Below are 15,868 nucleotides of genomic sequence, written 5' to 3' on the forward strand. Positions count from 1 at the left end.
TGGCCCGTTAGGCACTGCGCCGGTAATCCGCCGATCCGAAACGCGCATCGATCACGGCGGCGAGCCGGTCGATCATCTCTTCGAGAGGGACGTCGGACGTGTCCACCACCGCCGGGGCGCGGGCATAGAGCGGCTCGCGGCTGAGCAGCACGGCACGCAGCTCCTGCATGGCGGAGGCATGGTCGCCCGTAGTGGCGAGTTTTCCCTGGTCGCGCACGCGCTGCATGTGCTCCTCGGGCTTGGCGCGGAGCCACACCGTGAAAAAGGCCTGGAGGAGGAGGTCGTAGGTCAGGGGCTCGGCGACAATGCCGCCGCTCGTGGCCAGGATCATCGGGCCGGGATGTTCGGTCAGCCGGCGCAGGGCGGCCTGTTCGAGGCGGCGATACCCCTCCTGGCCGTAGATCGCGAAGATCTCTTTCACGGAGAGCGCGTTCTCGCGCTCGATCTCGGTGTTGAGCTCGATGAAGGTCCAGCCCAGGCGCTCGGCCACCCGGCGACCCAGGGTCGATTTGCCGGCTCCACGCAGGCCGACCAGGGCCACCCGCGGCATAGGGGTGTCACCGCTGGACGTGGCATGGCCGGACAGGATGCCCTTCGCCAGGGTGATCTGTTCCGCCGATGCCGAAGCGAGGAGGTCGCGGATCACGTGCCAGTCCGGCGGGGTGTCCTGCACGGTGATCATGTCGTCGAGCCGCACGCCCATCGCATCCGCCACGCGGCGCAGCAGGATGATCGACACGTTGCCCTGCCCGCTCTCGAGCTGGGCGATGTAGCGTTCCGACAGACCCGAGGTCTGGGAGAGGAGTTTTCGCGAAAGGCCTCGCACCGTCCGCGCATGCCTGACACGCCGACCGAGTTCGGCCAGGAAAATCGATTCTTGTTCAGCCGCGCCGGCCATGCCGTCGTCCGTCTTCCGTGTTCGCGTCCCGGACCTGACCGTCCCGGAGGCTGATGACCTCACCATATCCCGCCGGGCGATCCGGACCCGGCACGAATTCGTGCCGGCGAGATCGATTGCGGCAGGCTCCCGAGCGCCGATCGCGATCCTTCGTTCGGTGGTCGTTCGACCAAGATCAGGCTCGCGCCTAGGCTTCACCGTCGCCAGCGTTGGCCTCGATGTCCAAGACTTGCACTTCACGCCCCGGGTTGGAAGCCCGATCTTGCAAGCCGTGGTCGCTGAATGCCGCGCTGCACCATGTGATGTCGGCGTCGCTCATACGCAAGAGAGACATTTGTTGTCTCTGACGCAATCAGCATGACCGAGGGAGGGTCTGTGCGGGTTGATTTCAGACGCGATACCCCTTCGTCCCCGGCGGGGACATAACGCTTAAGTCAGGAAGCGAGGACCGCCGACCAGGTGAGGAGGCGCGTCCGGTACCGACGGCCTTGGGAGACCTACTGGCTCGGTGGGAGCGCCGAGGCTTCCATGATGGTGCCGGGCGTCGGCGCTTTCCTGGCCACGATCGGTCGTCCTACCGCGGCGAGGACCACGGCGGAGGGGCGACGCGGAGGCAGTGGGACCTCGACCGTTTCCGTCTGAGTCATCTCGCCGGAGGCCGCCCCTGCAGCCGTCCGGGGCGCAGCCGGATCCACGGACAGTGCGGCGAGCGCCGTGGCCTGGGGGGTGATGGCCGGCGCATGGGCCGGACCGATCTCCGCGACGGCGGGTGCGAGACCGGACAAGGCGGCCGGGCGACGCGGCGGTAGCGGGACTTCCACCAGTTCGGTCGGCATGGGGGTAGCGGTCAGGCTCGGAGCGTAAGCGAGGGCCGTGCCGGCGGCGATGACGTTTGCATCGGGCTGCGCTTTGCGCTGTCCATCGAAGCCACGGGTGAACACGTCGCCGAAGGCGACACCCGATTGCGGCGAGGCGGTTGTGGTCTCCTCGATGCCGGCGACCAGGGTGCCCTGGCGCTTGCCCGCATAGTAATAGCCACGATTGTAGTAGGTATAGGCTTGGTGAATATTGCCTCTTGCGGTGCGATAGGCACCGGCGAGGTAGGCGATCCCGTACCGCAGGTTGATCTTCGGATCGTAAAGGCCGGCCGCGTCGCCACGATAACCCAGGCCGCGCGCCGTGGCGTGCTTGATCTGCATCAGACCAAGGGCGCTGCCGCCCCGCGCATTGGGATTGTAGTTGCTCTCGCGCTTGACGACCTGGTGCACGAAGCTCGCCGGGACGCCGTTTGCCTTCGCCTGCTCCTCGATCAGCGCATCGATGTTGTCGCGGGCCGCAGTGCCCTGGCCGAGAACCGGGCCGGGCAGAACGGCCGCAACCACGGCGAGGAGCAGGAGGCGCTGATTCATTCGGAGACCCGGTGGCGTCGTTCTTGATCTGACGGCCAGGGTCGGGGCCAATTGAGGCCGGAAGGCGGCTCCGTCGCCATGATTGCGGGGAAGCGGAGCCGTTTCTCTCTGTGCTGTGGCGCACATGGCACAGGCGCTCTCTCTTCGCTGTCGCCTCGGCCGGCGATTCTGCGAGCAACGCCAAAGGGCTGGCTCGTGCCGGGCGGCCTGGGGCGACGTGGGCGCGTCAGCGCGTCAAGAGAAATTCGTCCACCGCTTTTGCGAACCCGTCCTCGTCGTTTCCCGCCGTCACCGCCGAAGCGGCCCGTTTCACGGCCTCCGTCGCGTTGCCCATGGCCACCGAAAACCCGCTGCGCGCGAACATAGCCACGTCGTTGGCGGCGTCCCCCAGGGTCGCGATCCGTGCGTGGGGGACACCGAGGCGGCGGGCGATCTCGTCGACGAATGTCCCCTTGCCGCGCCCGTGCGGCGTCACGTCGAGATAGTAGGCCTGCGAACGATGCACGTCGGCACCGTTCCCCAGTGCCTCGGCGACCCGGCTCTCGCATTCGGCCAGATGACCGGTATCGGCGCTGACGCCGACGATCTTGGACGCGACGGAGAGGAGCGGACCGAGATCCTCCACGCAGGTGGGCTCGGCCTGCAGGGTCCGGCGTTCGAGATCGGTATAGGGACCGTGAGGATCGCGCAGGTTCCATCGCCCCCGCGCGAACACCCACACGTCGAGACCGAGTCCGCCGAAGAGCCGCACCGCCTCGCGGGCCGTCTCCTCCGGGATGAGATGCTCGGCGATGACGGTGCCATCGGGGTCGACCAGGGTGCTGCCGTTGAAGGCCCCGACCGGGTGGCGCAGGCCGAGTTCGGCGATCAGCGACGTGAGTCCCATCGGCGGTCGTGCGGAGGCGATGGTGAAGCCGATGCCGGCCGCGTCGAGGCGCCGGACCGCGTCCCGGCTGCGCGGTGTCAGGGTCTTGTCGGAGGTGACGAGGGTTCCGTCGACATCGGAGATCACGAAGGCGATCTGCCGATCGCCGGAGGGGTGGCCCGACTTCATGCTGTGTCCCGCGCCGTCTCAATCGTCGGGGGGCAAACCCAGTTCGGCCAGGATCGTTGCCACGATCGCCTCCGCGCTGCCGAGGATCGGCACCGCCAGCGCGCCCTCCTCCGGGCGGGGCGGTTCGAGGGTGGCGAACTGGCTGTCGAGGAGGGCGGCCGGCATGAAGTGGCCGGTCCGGTGGGCGATGCGCGCCGCGATCAGGTCGCGGTCGCCGTCGAGATAGACGATGCGGATGCCCGCGCGGCCCTGGATGAGCGTATCGCGGTAGACCCGCTTGAGGGCCGAGCAGGCGAGAATGCCCGACAGGTCGGTCTCCAGCCGGGTGCCGATCCAGGCCGCCATCGCCGCCAGCCAGGGGGCGCGGTCGGCATCGTCGAGGGCGTGGCCGGCCCGCATCCTGGCCACGTGGTCCGGGCTGTGGAAGGCGTCTCCATCCACGAAATCCCACCCGAGGCGCTCGGCCAGCAGGCTGGCGACCGTGCTCTTGCCCGAGCCCGAGACGCCCATCACGATGATGATTCGGGGCAGGCCCGTCTTCAGTTCCGTGCTCAAGGCTTGGTCGCCGCGCCCGTGTCGATCCGGGGGCCGGTCACCCGGTCCCGCAGGCGCTGCGGGCCGAGCGCCACGGCGAAGAAATCGTACTCGCCGCGACGATCGTTGGCGAAGAGAAACTGGAAATGCATCCGGAACGGCCGCCATCGCACCTTGAGGTAGGTCTCCGGGTCGATGATCTCACGGAACTTGGCCGAGCGCACCAGCGGGTTGCGCGGGGCTCGGCCGCCGAGATCGAGGGGCAGGCGCTCCACCGGATCGAAATCCGGGAAGTTCATCCAGTCCTGCGGGGCAAAATAATCGACCCAGACGATCCGGTCCGAGACGACGAGGCTGGCGATGTCCGTGTGCACCCGGCGCGCCCCGTTCTGCAGGGCGACGATGGGCAGGCCCGAGCCGAGGGTCAGCAGGGAGAACGCCGTCGTTCCCGTACCGATCACAGGATCGGCGGCGAGCACGCGGGCGGCGATTTCCACCGCCGTGAGCGCGCCCGTGGAATGGCCGAGGATCAGCACCTCGTCGAGCTCGACACCCTCCGCCCGGAACGCCGCGAGTCGCTCCACCACCAGGGTGGCGAAGGCGTCGACGCGGGTTTCGTAGTCGCGCCGCCAGCCCTGGCCGTGCTGCCAGTTGAAGACCCAGTCGTTGAGCAACTGCCAAAAGAACGCGCGTTCCAGCAGGACGTCGAGGGACTTGATCCAGGCGATGCCGGCCGCGAGTCCCAGCGGCACCGTCACCCAGGCCGGCCAGTTCAGGCTGTGTCCGAACCCATCGCCCAGGTGAGCATGGATCTGATGCGCGATGAGGCCGCTCACGAGGGTGAGGAGGAGGATCAGGACGAGCGGATAGAGGATGACGTTGCCGTATTTCCAGTTCAGCCGGTAGAACTTCACCATCATGCCGGAGACGACGGCCTGGAGGCTGCCGAGGAACAGCAGCAGGACGCTGACGATGCGCCAGCGGGCGAAATCCTTAAGCACGAGGTCGTCCCAGAGCAGTACGTCGTAGCTCGTCTCCGCTCCGCCGACTGCGGGTTCGGCGGCCACGGTCCAGCGCTGGGAGAGGCCGTCCGCGCCCATGACCGCGCGTCCGGGGCGGCGCTTGGGCTCACCGAATCTCTTGGCATGGAGCGTCAGCTCGCGGACGAACAGCATGCGGTAGCGGGTGCGCCCCTCCGGGTCGTAGCCCGGGACATAGAAGACGTGCCGCCGCCGTACGGGGCCCCGGGAGCCGGCATCGCGGGGCCGCTCGGCGGATGTGCCGGGAGGGCGGTCGGGAATCGTGTCAGACAAAGGCATCCTGCTCGGCTGTCCGCGCAGGTGCCCCCTGCTCGTGATCCCGGGAAATTCGCATGGTGATCCCTTCATCGTCGAGCGCTTTCGGCAGCGAGACGATGCGGATGCGGCCAAGTAGCCATGTACCTCCTCCATCCCGAAGCCGCGACGGCAGGTCCGGACGGTCCGCATGTGGGTAGCGGGGACGATCCGCTGCGTGCATCCCGACGGGACGGCACTGTGACCGGGCCGCCACGGACAGTGACAAGGCTTTGGTTTAGGCAGCGGATGAGAGAAACCGACAGGCGAAACTGCATGCGCACTCTGCCTATCGTCCTTATCACCACGCTTTCGGTGTCGGGATGTGGCGCCTTCCTGCCCGCCGCCGGCCCGTCGACCACGGCCGTGGTGGACGGTGCGGATCAGGCGACGAGCGAAGGGACCTTCGCCCGCTACGAACTCATCGACATGAATGCCGCCGTGGTCGAGGCCCTGCGCGGGCGCTCCCTCGATAGCCTGTTCGCATCCTTCGGCGACCGTCGCGCACCGGCCGAATCCGTGATCGGCGTCGGGGACGCCGTCTCCGTCTCGGTGTTCGAGGCGGGTTCGGGCGGCCTGTTCTCCGGTCCGCTCACCGTGAATTCGTTCTCCGCCGGGTCCAAGGCGGCGCAGCTGCCCGAGCAGGTCGTCTCGCGCGATGGCGCCATCTCGGTGCCCTATGCCGGCCGGATCCAGGTGGCCGGGCGGCGGACGCAGGACGTCCAGGCGCTGATCGAGACCGAGCTCGCCGGCAAGGCGATCCAGCCCCAGGTCATCGTCACCGTGACCCGTGCGGTCTCGCAATCGGTGACGGTCGGGGGTGAATCCGTCGGCGGTGCCCGCGTCCCGCTCGGCACCCAGGGCGATCGCATCCTCGACGTCATCGCCACCGCCGGCGGGGTGAAGACGCCCGTCAACGAGACCTTCGTGCGCCTGTCGCGGGGCGGTACGACGGCGACGGTGCCACTGACGACCGTGGTGTCGAACCCCAAAGAGAACATCTACCTGCGCCCCAACGACAACCTCACCCTGGTGCGCGATCCGCAGACCTTCCTCGCGGTCGGCGCCTTGGGGCAGGCCACGGAGATTCCGTTCCAGGCCGAGGGCATCACCCTGGCGCAGGCGCTGGCCAAGGCGCGCGGTCAGCGCGACGTCGATGCCGACCCGACTGGGACCTTCATCTTCCGCTTCGAGCCGGCGGCGGTTGTGCGGCGCCTCAAACCCGGCAGTCCGCTCCTCGGCACGCCGCTGGTGCCCGTGGTCTACCGCGTCGACATGCGCGACCCCAACAGCCTGTTCCTCACCCAGGCGTTCCGCATGCGCAACCGCGACATGATCTATGTCTCGAACGCGCCGTTCACCGAGATCAAGAAGGTCCTCTCGGTCTTCGCCGCCGCGTCCCAGCCGATCACGACCGGTGTCCGCGTCGGCGGCGCGTTCGACTGAAGCCGGCTCGATCGTCGCGGATCGGGACGGGGCCGCCGGGCTGGGCGGACGGGCCGGGGGACTTGCGTTCTGGCTGGCCTTGCCGCACGGCATCCGCGATGCCATGGGTGCCCTGGGGTCACTCGCGGGGCTCGCTTGTCTTTCAGTGGGCCGGACGGGCGTTGGGGCGGGGCGACATGAGGATGAGACGGGTGGCCCGCTGCTTCGGGCCGGCGAACAGGGTCGTTCGCAGCGCCCTGCGGGGGCGGATGACCGGCGCACCGCGAAGGGTCGCTTCCGGACTCCTGGTCGTCGTCTCAGCCGCTTTCTCCGTTATTCCCTCCGCCCGAGCCGATGTCACGGTCGGCGTGGCGGTGCCGCGATCGGGCGCCTATGTCGCCGTCGGCGAGCAGGTCCTCCGCGGGGTCCGGGCCGCGGTGCGGGACGCCAACGCCAAGGGCGGCCTCGCCGGCCAGACCATCCAGCTCGATGTCCAGGACGATGCCTGCGATTCCAACAAGGCCGTTGCGGTGGCCAAGCATTACGCGGTGAGCGATGTGCGCCTCGTCGTCGGCCATGTCTGTTCCAACGCGTCGCTCGCCGCCTCGGAAGTCTATGCCGCCAATGGCATGACCATGGTCACGGCCGCCTCCGTCGCCGCCAAGCTCACCGATCGCGGCTTGCCGAACGTCTTCCGGGTCTGCGGGCGCGACGACGATCAGGCCAAGCTCTCCGCCACCGTGCTCGCCGAGCGCTTCCGCGACAAGAAGATCGCGATCCTCAACGACCAGAGCCCCGGTTCGCGGGCGCTGGCCGCCGCCACGAAGGACAACCTCAACCGGATCGGCATCAACGAGGCCCTGGCGACCGCCTTCGTCGCCAGCGACGCTGACGACGCCGCCCTCGCCGACCGGTTGAAGGATGCGGGCATCGCCGTGGCTTATTACGGTGGCGACGCCCAGGAGATGGGCCGCCTCGTGCGCATCTCGGCGGACCGGGGCTTCCGGCCGCAATGGTTCGGCACCTCCGCCATCGCCACGCAGGATTTCGCCACCGCGGCCGGACCGGCCAGCAACGGCGTGCTCATGACCTTCTATCTCGATCCGCGCCGCAAGCCGGAGGCGGCTGCCGTGGTCCAGGCGCTGAAGGCCGAGGGCGGCGATGTGGAGGGCTCGACGATCTATGGCTACGCCGCCCTCCAGGCCCTGGTGGAGGCAGGGAACTTCGCCCGCAGCACGGATGCGCGCCGCATCGCCGCCACGCTCCATACGGAGCGATTCGACCTCGTCCTCGGTCCCGTGGGATTCGACGGAAAGGGCGATGTCACCGCGCAGGGCTACGTGCTCTATGTCTGGAAGGACGGCACGTTCACCTATGCCCCTCCCCCCTGACCCGGCCGGGCGGGCGAGGGCCGAAGGGATGGTGCGCGGGGAGAATGATCGGATCGATTTGCCTCCTGCCTCGTTCGTGAACGAACCGACAGACCGGTGAAGCGAGATTCCATGGCCTCACACCCTGCGCGCCGCAGCCTGCTCGCCGCCGGATTGGGCGGTGCAGCCGCCCTGTCGATGGGAGCGGCCCGAGCCGAGACGATGCCCGAGACCCGCTGGCGGCTGGCCCCCCACTACCCGAAATCCCTCGACATCCTGTTCGGCGCGCCCGAGACCCTGTCCCGCCTCGTGGCGGAGGCGACGGACGGCCGTTTCCAGATCCAGGTGCTTTCGCCGGGAGAGCCTGTGCCCGCCGAGGGCGTGATCGATGCCGTGTCGGCGGCGACGGTGGAGATGGGGCATGCGCCGGCCACTCTCGGCAGCGGGAAGGATCCGACCTTCGCGCTGGCCACCGCCCTGCCCTTCGGCCTCAATGCCCGCGGCCAGAACGCGTGGTGGCTGCAGGGCGGAGCCGCCGACCTGTTCGCCGAGGTCTTCGCCAAGCATGGGCTCGTCAGCCTCCCCGGCGGCAATACCGGCGCGCAGATGGGTGGCTGGTTCCGCCGCGAGGTGAAGAGCGCCGCTGATCTCCAGGGCATGAAGATCCGCATCGGCGGACTCGGCGGCCAGGTTCTGGCGAAGTTCGGTGCCGTGCCGCAGGGAATGCCGGGGCCGGAGATTTATGCCGGGCTCGAATCGAAGGCGCTCGACGCGGCCGAGTGGATCGGCCCCTACGACGACGAGAAACTCGGTTTGCAGAAGGTGGCGCCGACCTACCATTACCCTGGGTTCTGGGAGGGCAGCGCGATGCTGCATTTCTGGATCGGCGCCGAAGCGTGGAAAGCCCTGCCGAAGGCCTATCGCGCCATCCTCCAGGCCGCCGCAGCGCAGGCCCATGCCGAGGTTCTGGCGAAATACGATGCGCGCAACCCCCGCGCCCTGCGCCGCCTGGTGGCCGCCGGCGCACAGCTCCGTCCTTTCCCCCAGGACGTCATGGAGACGGCCCTGAAGCATGCCAACGACGTCTATGCCGAGATCTCGGCCAAGAACGCCGATTTCAAGCGCATCTACGAGGCGATGAAGACGTTCAGAAACGAGGAATATCTCTGGTTTCAGGTGGCGGAATACACCTACGACAATTTCATGATCCGGGCGCGTGCCCGCGGATGAGCATGGTGTGGCTCATGGGCACGGCGTGGCTCCGGCCAGAAAAAAGGCCGCTCCGAAGAGCGGCCCGAAGTCTAGGGAGGAAACGCCCAAGAAGGGCAGCGGGAGCACGACGCCATCGCGTTCCCGCAATGCACAATCTGAGCGTCCTACACGGAAATGCAAGGCCGTTCGTGCAACGGAGCCATCTGTTTTCGTGTGGCGGCACACTTCGTAATCCCGCTGTAACGAAAATGTCGCAGGGCAAGGTCAGCCGCAGTCTTCCTGCTTATTGATGGGAGGTGAGGCGACGAGCGCATTCGGAAGCATGGCGTCTGCATTGGACGTGTCGCCCCGAATTCTGATGCTTTCACCTCCCTGGCCCTCGCATCACGAGATCGTTCATTTCCGATTCCCGTCTGACGGGAGAGCAAACTTCGACGGCAAAGGGGCGGTTTCACACGATGGCGATACAGGCGAAGCGACTTCGGGACCTGAACGACGCCGAATCGGATGCGGACGGCTCCTACGTCCTCTATCTGCTGCAGCAGGCGAACCGCGCCCATTTCAACCCGGCCCTGGAACTCGCCATCGAGGAGGGCAACCGGCTCGGCCTCCCCGTGGTGGCGTGTTTCGGCCTGCTCGATGGCGCGAACGGGTTTCCCGAGGCCAATGCGCGCCACTACGCCTTCCTGCTGCAGGGGCTCGCCGACGCGAAGGCGGGACTGGAGGAACGCGGCATCCATTTCGTGATGCGCAAGGCGTCCCCGGCCGAGATCGCCATCGACCTCTCGGCCAAGGCGGCGCTCCTCGTCCTCGACCGCGGCTATCTCGCCATTCAGAAGCGCTGGTACCGAGAGATCGTGGAGGCGGTGAAGACCCGCGTCGTCCAGGTGGAGGGGGACGTGGTGGTGCCGGTGGAGGCCGCTTCGCCCAAACACGAATACGCAGCCCGGACCCTGCGTCCCAAGATCCTGAAGCTCCTCGACGAGTACGTGGAAGACCTCAAGCCCAGGACCGTCAAGCACAAGGCCGGGCGCGGCCTGCCGAAGAGCGAGATCGACGTCTCGGACCCGGAGGCGGTGCTGGCGGGGATGAGCCTCGACCGCGAGGTCGCCCCGGTGACGCGCTTTACCGGCGGCGAGACGGAGGCGCGCCGGCGCCTGAAGGCCTATCTGGCCGGGCCGTTCGGCTCCTATGGCAACGACCGCAACCGGCCCGAGGCCGGCGCCGCCTCGCATATGAGCCCCTACCTGCATTTCGGGCAGATCTCGCCGGTGGAGATCGCCCTGGCGGTACGGGCGTCGAAGGCGGGCGCGTCGGAGGACAAGGCCTCCTATCTCGAGGAACTCGTGGTGCGGCGGGAGCTCGCCATGAACCATGTCCACTACACCGAGCGCTACGACAGTTTCGAGCACGCGGTGCCGGACTGGGCGCAAAAGGCCCTGGCCGAACACGCCGACGACGAGCGGCCGCACCGCTATACCGAGGCGCAGCTCGCCGCAGGCGAGACCCACGACGAGTACTGGAACGCGGCGCAGGCCGAGATGCGGGTGACCGGCTACATGCACAACCACCTGCGCATGTACTGGGGCAAGAAGATCCTCGAATGGTCCCCGAGCGCGGAGGAAGGGTTCAAACGCACCCTGCGCCTCAACAACCGCTACTTCCTCGACGGGCGCGACGCCAATTCCTTCACCAACGTCGCCTGGGTCTACGGCCTGCACGACCGCCCCTGGGCACGCCGTCCGATCTTCGGGACGGTCCGCTATCAGAGCGAGAACTCGCTCAGGAAATTCGATGCCAAGGCCTATCTCGAGACCGTCGGCGACCTCTGCCGAGCCGAGGAGAAGGCGGGAAAGACACCGCGCAAGAAGAGCTGAGGGCCGGTACGCGCCTTGCGTGGCGGCCCTTGCGTGGCGGGCCTTGCTTGGCGAGTGTCTTCGGGCTTCGAGCCCGTGCCGGCACGGGCGCCGTACCGTCTCGTGATCCTCTCCGTCTTTTCGGGACTGCGCAGTACAGCCCGAAAAAAACGGGGTCGGCTCACGAGCGTATCGTCAATCCGACGACCGATCGCCCGTGTGGCCGTGAGTCCGAATTCTACGCAGGCCGGCGACCATGCTTGACCCCGCTCCCCCTTCCTTTCCGCCGCGCACGCGACTGGACCGCCTGCGCGGTGCGGCCGCCGCTGCCGCGCCGCTGTGGCGGCAGCGTCTGCTGTTCCTGTTTGGAGGCCTCTGCGTCGGGCTCGCCGCCGTGGCGATGGCCAAGCTCGCGGATGGGGCGCACGTCGTGTTCCGCTGGATCGTCTCGCCCTCCCCCCTCGTCGCCCTGGTGCTGACGCCGCTGGGTTTCGCCGTCGCGATCCTGCTCTCCCTCCGGGTGTTCCCGAATTCGCAAGGGTCCGGCATTCCCCAGGTGATCGCGGCGCGCCATACGGACGATCCGGCGATCCGCAATGCCCTCGTTTCCCTCAGGACGGCCTTCGGCAAGATCCTGGTCATGACCCTGGGCCTCGTCTGCGGCGCCTCGACGGGGCGGGAGGGGCCGACCGTTCAGGTCGGCGCCGCGATCATGGCCGCTGTCGGCCGGCTCGATGCGGAACGTCTGCCGGGCGTCATCCTCGCCGGCGGGGCGGCGGGGGTCGCCGCCGCCTTCAACACGCCCATTGCCGGCATCGTCTTCGGCATCGAGGAACTGAGCCGGACCTACGAGTCGCGGACCAGCGGCCTCATCGTCGCCACCGTGATCGCGGCCGGGCTGACGGCGCTGGCGATCCAGGGCGACTACACCTATTTCGGCACCACCAAGGCCGCCCTGCCCTTCGGCCCGGGCTGGCTCGCGGTGGCGATCCTCGGCGTGCTCGGGGGTGTCGCGGGCGGCCTGTTCGGCCGCGTCACCCTCCTCTTCGCCAGGGGGCTGCCCGGCCGGGTCGGGGGCGCTATACGCCGCCATCCCATCCTGTTCGGTGCCCTCTGCGGGCTCGGCGTCGCCCTCTGCGGTCTCGCCTCCGGCGGCACGGTCTACGGCACCGGCTACGAGGAGGCCCGCGCCATGCTCCACGGCACCGATACCGGGCATCCGGCCTACGCCCCGCTGAAATTCCTGGCGACGGTGTTCTCCTCCATCAGCGGCATACCCGGCGGCCTGTTCGCCCCCTCCCTCAGCGTCGGGGCGGGAATGGGCGTCTGGCTGCACGGCCTCTTCGCGGACGTGCCCATCGGCGCCCTCGTGCTCATCGGCATGACCGCCTACCTCACCGGCGCGCTGCAGGCACCGATCACCGCCTTCGTCATCGTCACCGAGATGACCCAGGATCACGCGATGATGATCCCGCTCATGGTCACCGCCCTCATCGCCGACGCGGTCTCTAAACTGATCTGCCGCGAAGGGCTCTATCACGCGCTCGCCGCCACCATCCTGGAGAAGGCCGAATCCGGTGCCGCGCCCGTCACCGCGTCGTCGCGCAAGCTTGAGCGGAACGCTTGACCCGGCAGGAGGGTTATCGGTCGTTCCGCACGCTGGAGTTTTGCGCGTATGACCCTCCTCAAATGGGCCCTCATCTGTTTCGTCATCTCGCTCCTGGCGGGCGGCCTCGGCTTCACCGGCATCGCATCCGGCGCGCGCTCCCTGTCGCGGATCCTGTTCGGGGTGTTCCTCGTGATCGCGATCATCATCGTCGTGCTCGCCGTCGCCGCCGGGAAGATGATCTTCTGAACCGATGAACGCACCCGCTCCGGCGATCCCCGGCAAGATCTGTCTCGTGACCGGCGCCACCTCGGGCATCGGCCGCGAGACGGCCCTGGGCCTCGCCCGGGCGGGGGCCCGTGTCGGGATCGTCGGCCGGGATGCCGGTCGTATCGACGAGACGGCGTCCCGCATCCGCGACGCGGTGCCGGGTTCCGTGATCGACTTGTTCCTCGCCGATCTCTCGTCGCAGGCGGAAGTTAGGCGCCTCGCCGCCGAGGTGCGCGCGCTCTATCCGCGCCTCGACGTGCTGGTGAACAATGCCGGCGCCATCTTCGATGCCCGGCACCTCACCGTGGATGGTCTGGAGCGCACCTGGGCGCTCGATCACCTCGCCTACATGCAGTTGAGCCTGGAGCTCCTCGACCTGATGAAGGCGAGCGCGCCCGCCCGCATCGTCAACGTCGCCTCGATGGCGCATAAGCGCGGCCGGATCGATCTCGGGGATATCGACGGGGCGCGTCGTTACGGGGCTCTCAAGGCCTATTCCCAAGCCAAGCTCGGCAACGTGCTGTTCACCGCCGCCCTCGCCCGGCGCCTTGCCGGAACCGGAATCACCGTGAATTCCCTCCATCCGGGCGTGATCGCCAGCGGCTTCGCCGCAGGCACCGGGGGATGGTTCGGCGTCGGCTGGTCGCTGATCCGACCCTTCCTCAGCAACCCCGCCGACGGCGCGGCGACCTCCCTGCACCTGGCGACCTCGCCGGAGGTGGAGGGCGTCAGCGGCCTGTATTTCTCGAAATGCCGCTCCGTCCCGACCTCCGCGGCGGGCGGGGACCGAGACCTTCAGGAACGGGTCTGGTCGTTGAGCCTGCGGCAGCTCGGACGGCCGGAATAGGATGAGGAGCTCAAGGCTCCGGGCCGCGAGGAGCGGGTCAGGGCTCCGCACCTCGCCGTCGCGGCCTCATCCTGAAGTTCCCGCAAAAGCGGGCCTCCTTCGAGGGCCCCGTTCCGCTCCGGCACCTCAGGATGAGGGTGTGATAGGCAGGAATGCGAGACATCGATCCCGCGACGAGACCCGGCCCCCTGAGCGTCAGGAGGCCGGCACGAACGCGCCGGACAGGGCCTTCTCGATCAGCGCCTGCGTTTCCGCCACGCCGTAGAGGGCGATGAACGAGCCGAAGCGCGGTCCCCGCGCCTCGCCGAACAGCACGTTGTAGATGGTGGTGAACCAGGCCTGCGACACGCCGGGGCGGCCGTCCGGGCTCTTGGCCTTGCCGGACAGGTCTGGGAAGTGCCTGCGCCCGACTTCGTAGACGATGGCCTGCAGCCCCTCCGGATCGGTGGAGCCCTTATGGGCGTCCAGCGTCTGCGACAGGTCGGCGAGGGCCGCCCTCTCCTCCTCCGTCGCAACGCGGTAGGTTTTCGCCGGACGGACCAGATCGCGGAAATAGGCGAGTGCGTGCCCCACCAGCTTGTCGAGGACCGGATGGGTCCGCGGCCCGATCTCCGGGTCGTAGCGGCGGATGAAGCCCCATAGCACCGCTGGATCCTCGGTGTTGGCCACCGCCGCGAGGTTGAGCAGCATGGCGAAATTCAGCGAGCCGCCCTTGCCCACGGCTTCGGCCGCCGGCGGATGGCCGGCATGGAGGTGCCAGACCGGATTGCCGAGCTGCTGCGCCGGCTCCTGGCCGGGGAACTTCTCGAGGAAGTTCAGGTAATCGTCCACCTGGCGCGGGATCATCTCAACGAACAGGCGCTTGGCCTCGCGCGGCTTGTTGTACATGAATAGGGCGAGGCTGTCGGCGGTGCCGTAGACGAGCCAATCGTCGATCGAGAGGCCGTTGCCCTTCGACTTGGAGATCTTCTTGCCCTCCTTGTCGAGGAAGAGCTCGTAGTTGAAGCCGTCCGGCGGCTCGCCGCCGAGCGCCCGGGCGATCTCGCCCGACAGCTTGACCGAGTCGATCAGATCCTTGCCGGCCATCTCGTAATCGACGCCGAGCGCCACCCAGCGCATGGCCCAGTCGGGCTTCCATTGCAGCTTGGCGTGGCCGCCGGTGACCGGGGTCTCGTAGGCCGTGCCGGTTTTCGGGTCGCGCCAGACCAGGGCGCCTGCGGAGACCCGCACCTCGTCGATGGGCACCTGCATCACCTCTCCCGTCTCCGGGTGGAGAGGCAGGAACGGCGAGTAGCTCGCCGAACGCTCGGCCCGGAGCGACGGCAGCATGATCGCCATCACGGCCTCGTAGCGCTCCAGCACCGTGAGGAGGGCCGTATCGAACAGGCCGGCCTTGTAGCATTCCGTGGCCGAGCGGAACTCGTAGTCGAAGCCGAAGGCGTCGAGGAAGCGGCGCAGCTCCGCGTTGTTATGGGCGCCGAAGCTCTCGTGCGTGCCGAACGGGTCGGGCACGCGGGTCAGCGGCTGGTTGAGGGCGCCGATCAGCATCGCCTTGTTCGGCACGTTGTCCGGCACCTTGCGCAGGCCGTCCATGTCGTCCGAGAAGGCGATGAGGCGGGTGGGCACGCTGTCGTTGGTGAGCACGCGGAAGGCGTGGCGCACCATGGAGGTGCGCGCCACCTCGCCGAACGTGCCGATATGCGGCAGTCCCGACGGCCCGTAGCCGGTCTCGAACAGCACCTCGCTCTTGGGTTTGCGCTCGAGCCTCGCCACGAGCTTGCGCGCCTCCTCGAAGGGCCAGGCGGCCGCATGGGCGGCGGCTTCCACCAGGGCGGGGTCGAGGGTGAGCGGGGACGAGACGGGCGGGGCGGACATGGAATTGGCGTCAATTCTGCGAGAAGACACGGGAAGGCCGGAACCGGCCGGATTCGGTCCGGCACCCTAGGGAGCGGGCCGGGGAGGGTCAACGCGGAGGGGCAGTGCGGGTCGACGGCGAGGCTGGGGCTGAGGTCGCCGGAAACCGGGCTTTCATGCCCGGCGCCTCATGCAGCCG

At 68.2% G+C, this 15,868-nt stretch carries 13 protein-coding genes; 7 read left to right on the forward strand and 6 right to left on the reverse strand.

Features of this window, described 5'->3' with window-relative positions; translation table 11 throughout:
• Window positions 1-7: 7 nt before the first annotated feature.
• The 5 genes from MKK51_RS15520 to MKK51_RS15540 all read right to left on the reverse strand — a co-directional run bounded on the left by MKK51_RS15520 (window position 8) and on the right by MKK51_RS15540 (window position 5,214).
• Window positions 8-964 (reverse strand): helix-turn-helix transcriptional regulator, encoded by a 957-nt coding sequence (locus MKK51_RS15520; RefSeq protein WP_279601175.1) that lies wholly within the window; start codon window positions 962-964, stop codon window positions 8-10.
• Between the two features lie 431 nt (window positions 965-1,395).
• On the reverse strand, window positions 1,396-2,307 hold the full coding sequence (locus MKK51_RS15525; RefSeq protein ID WP_243978718.1) for a transglycosylase SLT domain-containing protein: 912 nt from the start codon (window positions 2,305-2,307) through the stop codon (window positions 1,396-1,398).
• Window positions 2,308-2,533: 226 nt separating this feature from the next.
• Complete coding sequence (locus tag MKK51_RS15530) at window positions 2,534-3,361, reverse strand: Cof-type HAD-IIB family hydrolase (protein ID WP_243978720.1); 828 nt, start codon at window positions 3,359-3,361, stop codon at window positions 2,534-2,536.
• Window positions 3,362-3,379: 18 nt separating this feature from the next.
• Window positions 3,380-3,871, reverse strand: coding sequence for a gluconokinase (locus tag MKK51_RS15535; RefSeq protein WP_243978994.1), 492 nt, complete (start codon window positions 3,869-3,871; stop codon window positions 3,380-3,382).
• 41 nt (window positions 3,872-3,912) lie between these two features.
• Window positions 3,913-5,214 (reverse strand): alpha/beta hydrolase, encoded by a 1,302-nt coding sequence (locus MKK51_RS15540; protein WP_243978721.1) that lies wholly within the window; start codon window positions 5,212-5,214, stop codon window positions 3,913-3,915.
• A 291-nt stretch (window positions 5,215-5,505) separates the two neighbouring features.
• On the opposite strand from MKK51_RS15540, the gene MKK51_RS15545 reads away from it, so the two are divergent.
• From MKK51_RS15545 to MKK51_RS15575, 7 genes are all read left to right on the forward strand, one after another.
• Window positions 5,506-6,675, forward strand: a complete 1,170-nt coding sequence (locus tag MKK51_RS15545; RefSeq protein WP_243978723.1) for a polysaccharide biosynthesis/export family protein — start codon at window positions 5,506-5,508, stop codon at window positions 6,673-6,675.
• Window positions 6,676-6,923: 248 nt separating this feature from the next.
• Window positions 6,924-8,045, forward strand: coding sequence for a branched-chain amino acid ABC transporter substrate-binding protein (locus MKK51_RS15550; protein ID WP_243978995.1), 1,122 nt, complete (start codon window positions 6,924-6,926; stop codon window positions 8,043-8,045).
• 111 nt (window positions 8,046-8,156) lie between these two features.
• Window positions 8,157-9,254 carry a TRAP transporter substrate-binding protein gene (locus tag MKK51_RS15555; protein WP_243978725.1) on the forward strand — a complete coding sequence of 366 codons (1,098 nt, stop codon included), beginning with the start codon at window positions 8,157-8,159 and terminating at the stop codon, window positions 9,252-9,254.
• 440 nt (window positions 9,255-9,694) lie between these two features.
• Complete coding sequence (locus MKK51_RS15560; protein ID WP_243978727.1) at window positions 9,695-11,113, forward strand: deoxyribodipyrimidine photo-lyase; 1,419 nt, start codon at window positions 9,695-9,697, stop codon at window positions 11,111-11,113.
• Between the two features lie 235 nt (window positions 11,114-11,348).
• Window positions 11,349-12,719 (forward strand): chloride channel protein, encoded by a 1,371-nt coding sequence (locus MKK51_RS15565; protein ID WP_243978728.1) that lies wholly within the window; start codon window positions 11,349-11,351, stop codon window positions 12,717-12,719.
• A 48-nt stretch (window positions 12,720-12,767) separates the two neighbouring features.
• On the forward strand, window positions 12,768-12,947 hold the full coding sequence (locus MKK51_RS15570) for a DUF1328 domain-containing protein (protein WP_243978730.1): 180 nt from the start codon (window positions 12,768-12,770) through the stop codon (window positions 12,945-12,947).
• A gap of 4 nt (window positions 12,948-12,951) precedes the next feature.
• Window positions 12,952-13,815: an SDR family oxidoreductase gene (locus tag MKK51_RS15575; protein WP_243978738.1), complete on the forward strand. Its 864-nt coding sequence runs from the start codon at window positions 12,952-12,954 to the stop codon at window positions 13,813-13,815.
• A 195-nt stretch (window positions 13,816-14,010) separates the two neighbouring features.
• On the opposite strand, the gene MKK51_RS15580 is transcribed toward MKK51_RS15575, so the two are convergent.
• Entirely contained in the window at window positions 14,011-15,690 is a 1,680-nt protein-coding gene (locus tag MKK51_RS15580) for a lysine--tRNA ligase (protein ID WP_243978740.1), read from the reverse strand.
• Between the last annotated feature and the right edge of the window lie 178 nt (window positions 15,691-15,868).

Origin of the sequence: Methylobacterium sp. E-045 (genome assembly GCF_022829685.1) — a bacterium.
Taxonomy (GTDB): Bacteria; Pseudomonadota; Alphaproteobacteria; order Rhizobiales; family Beijerinckiaceae; genus Methylobacterium.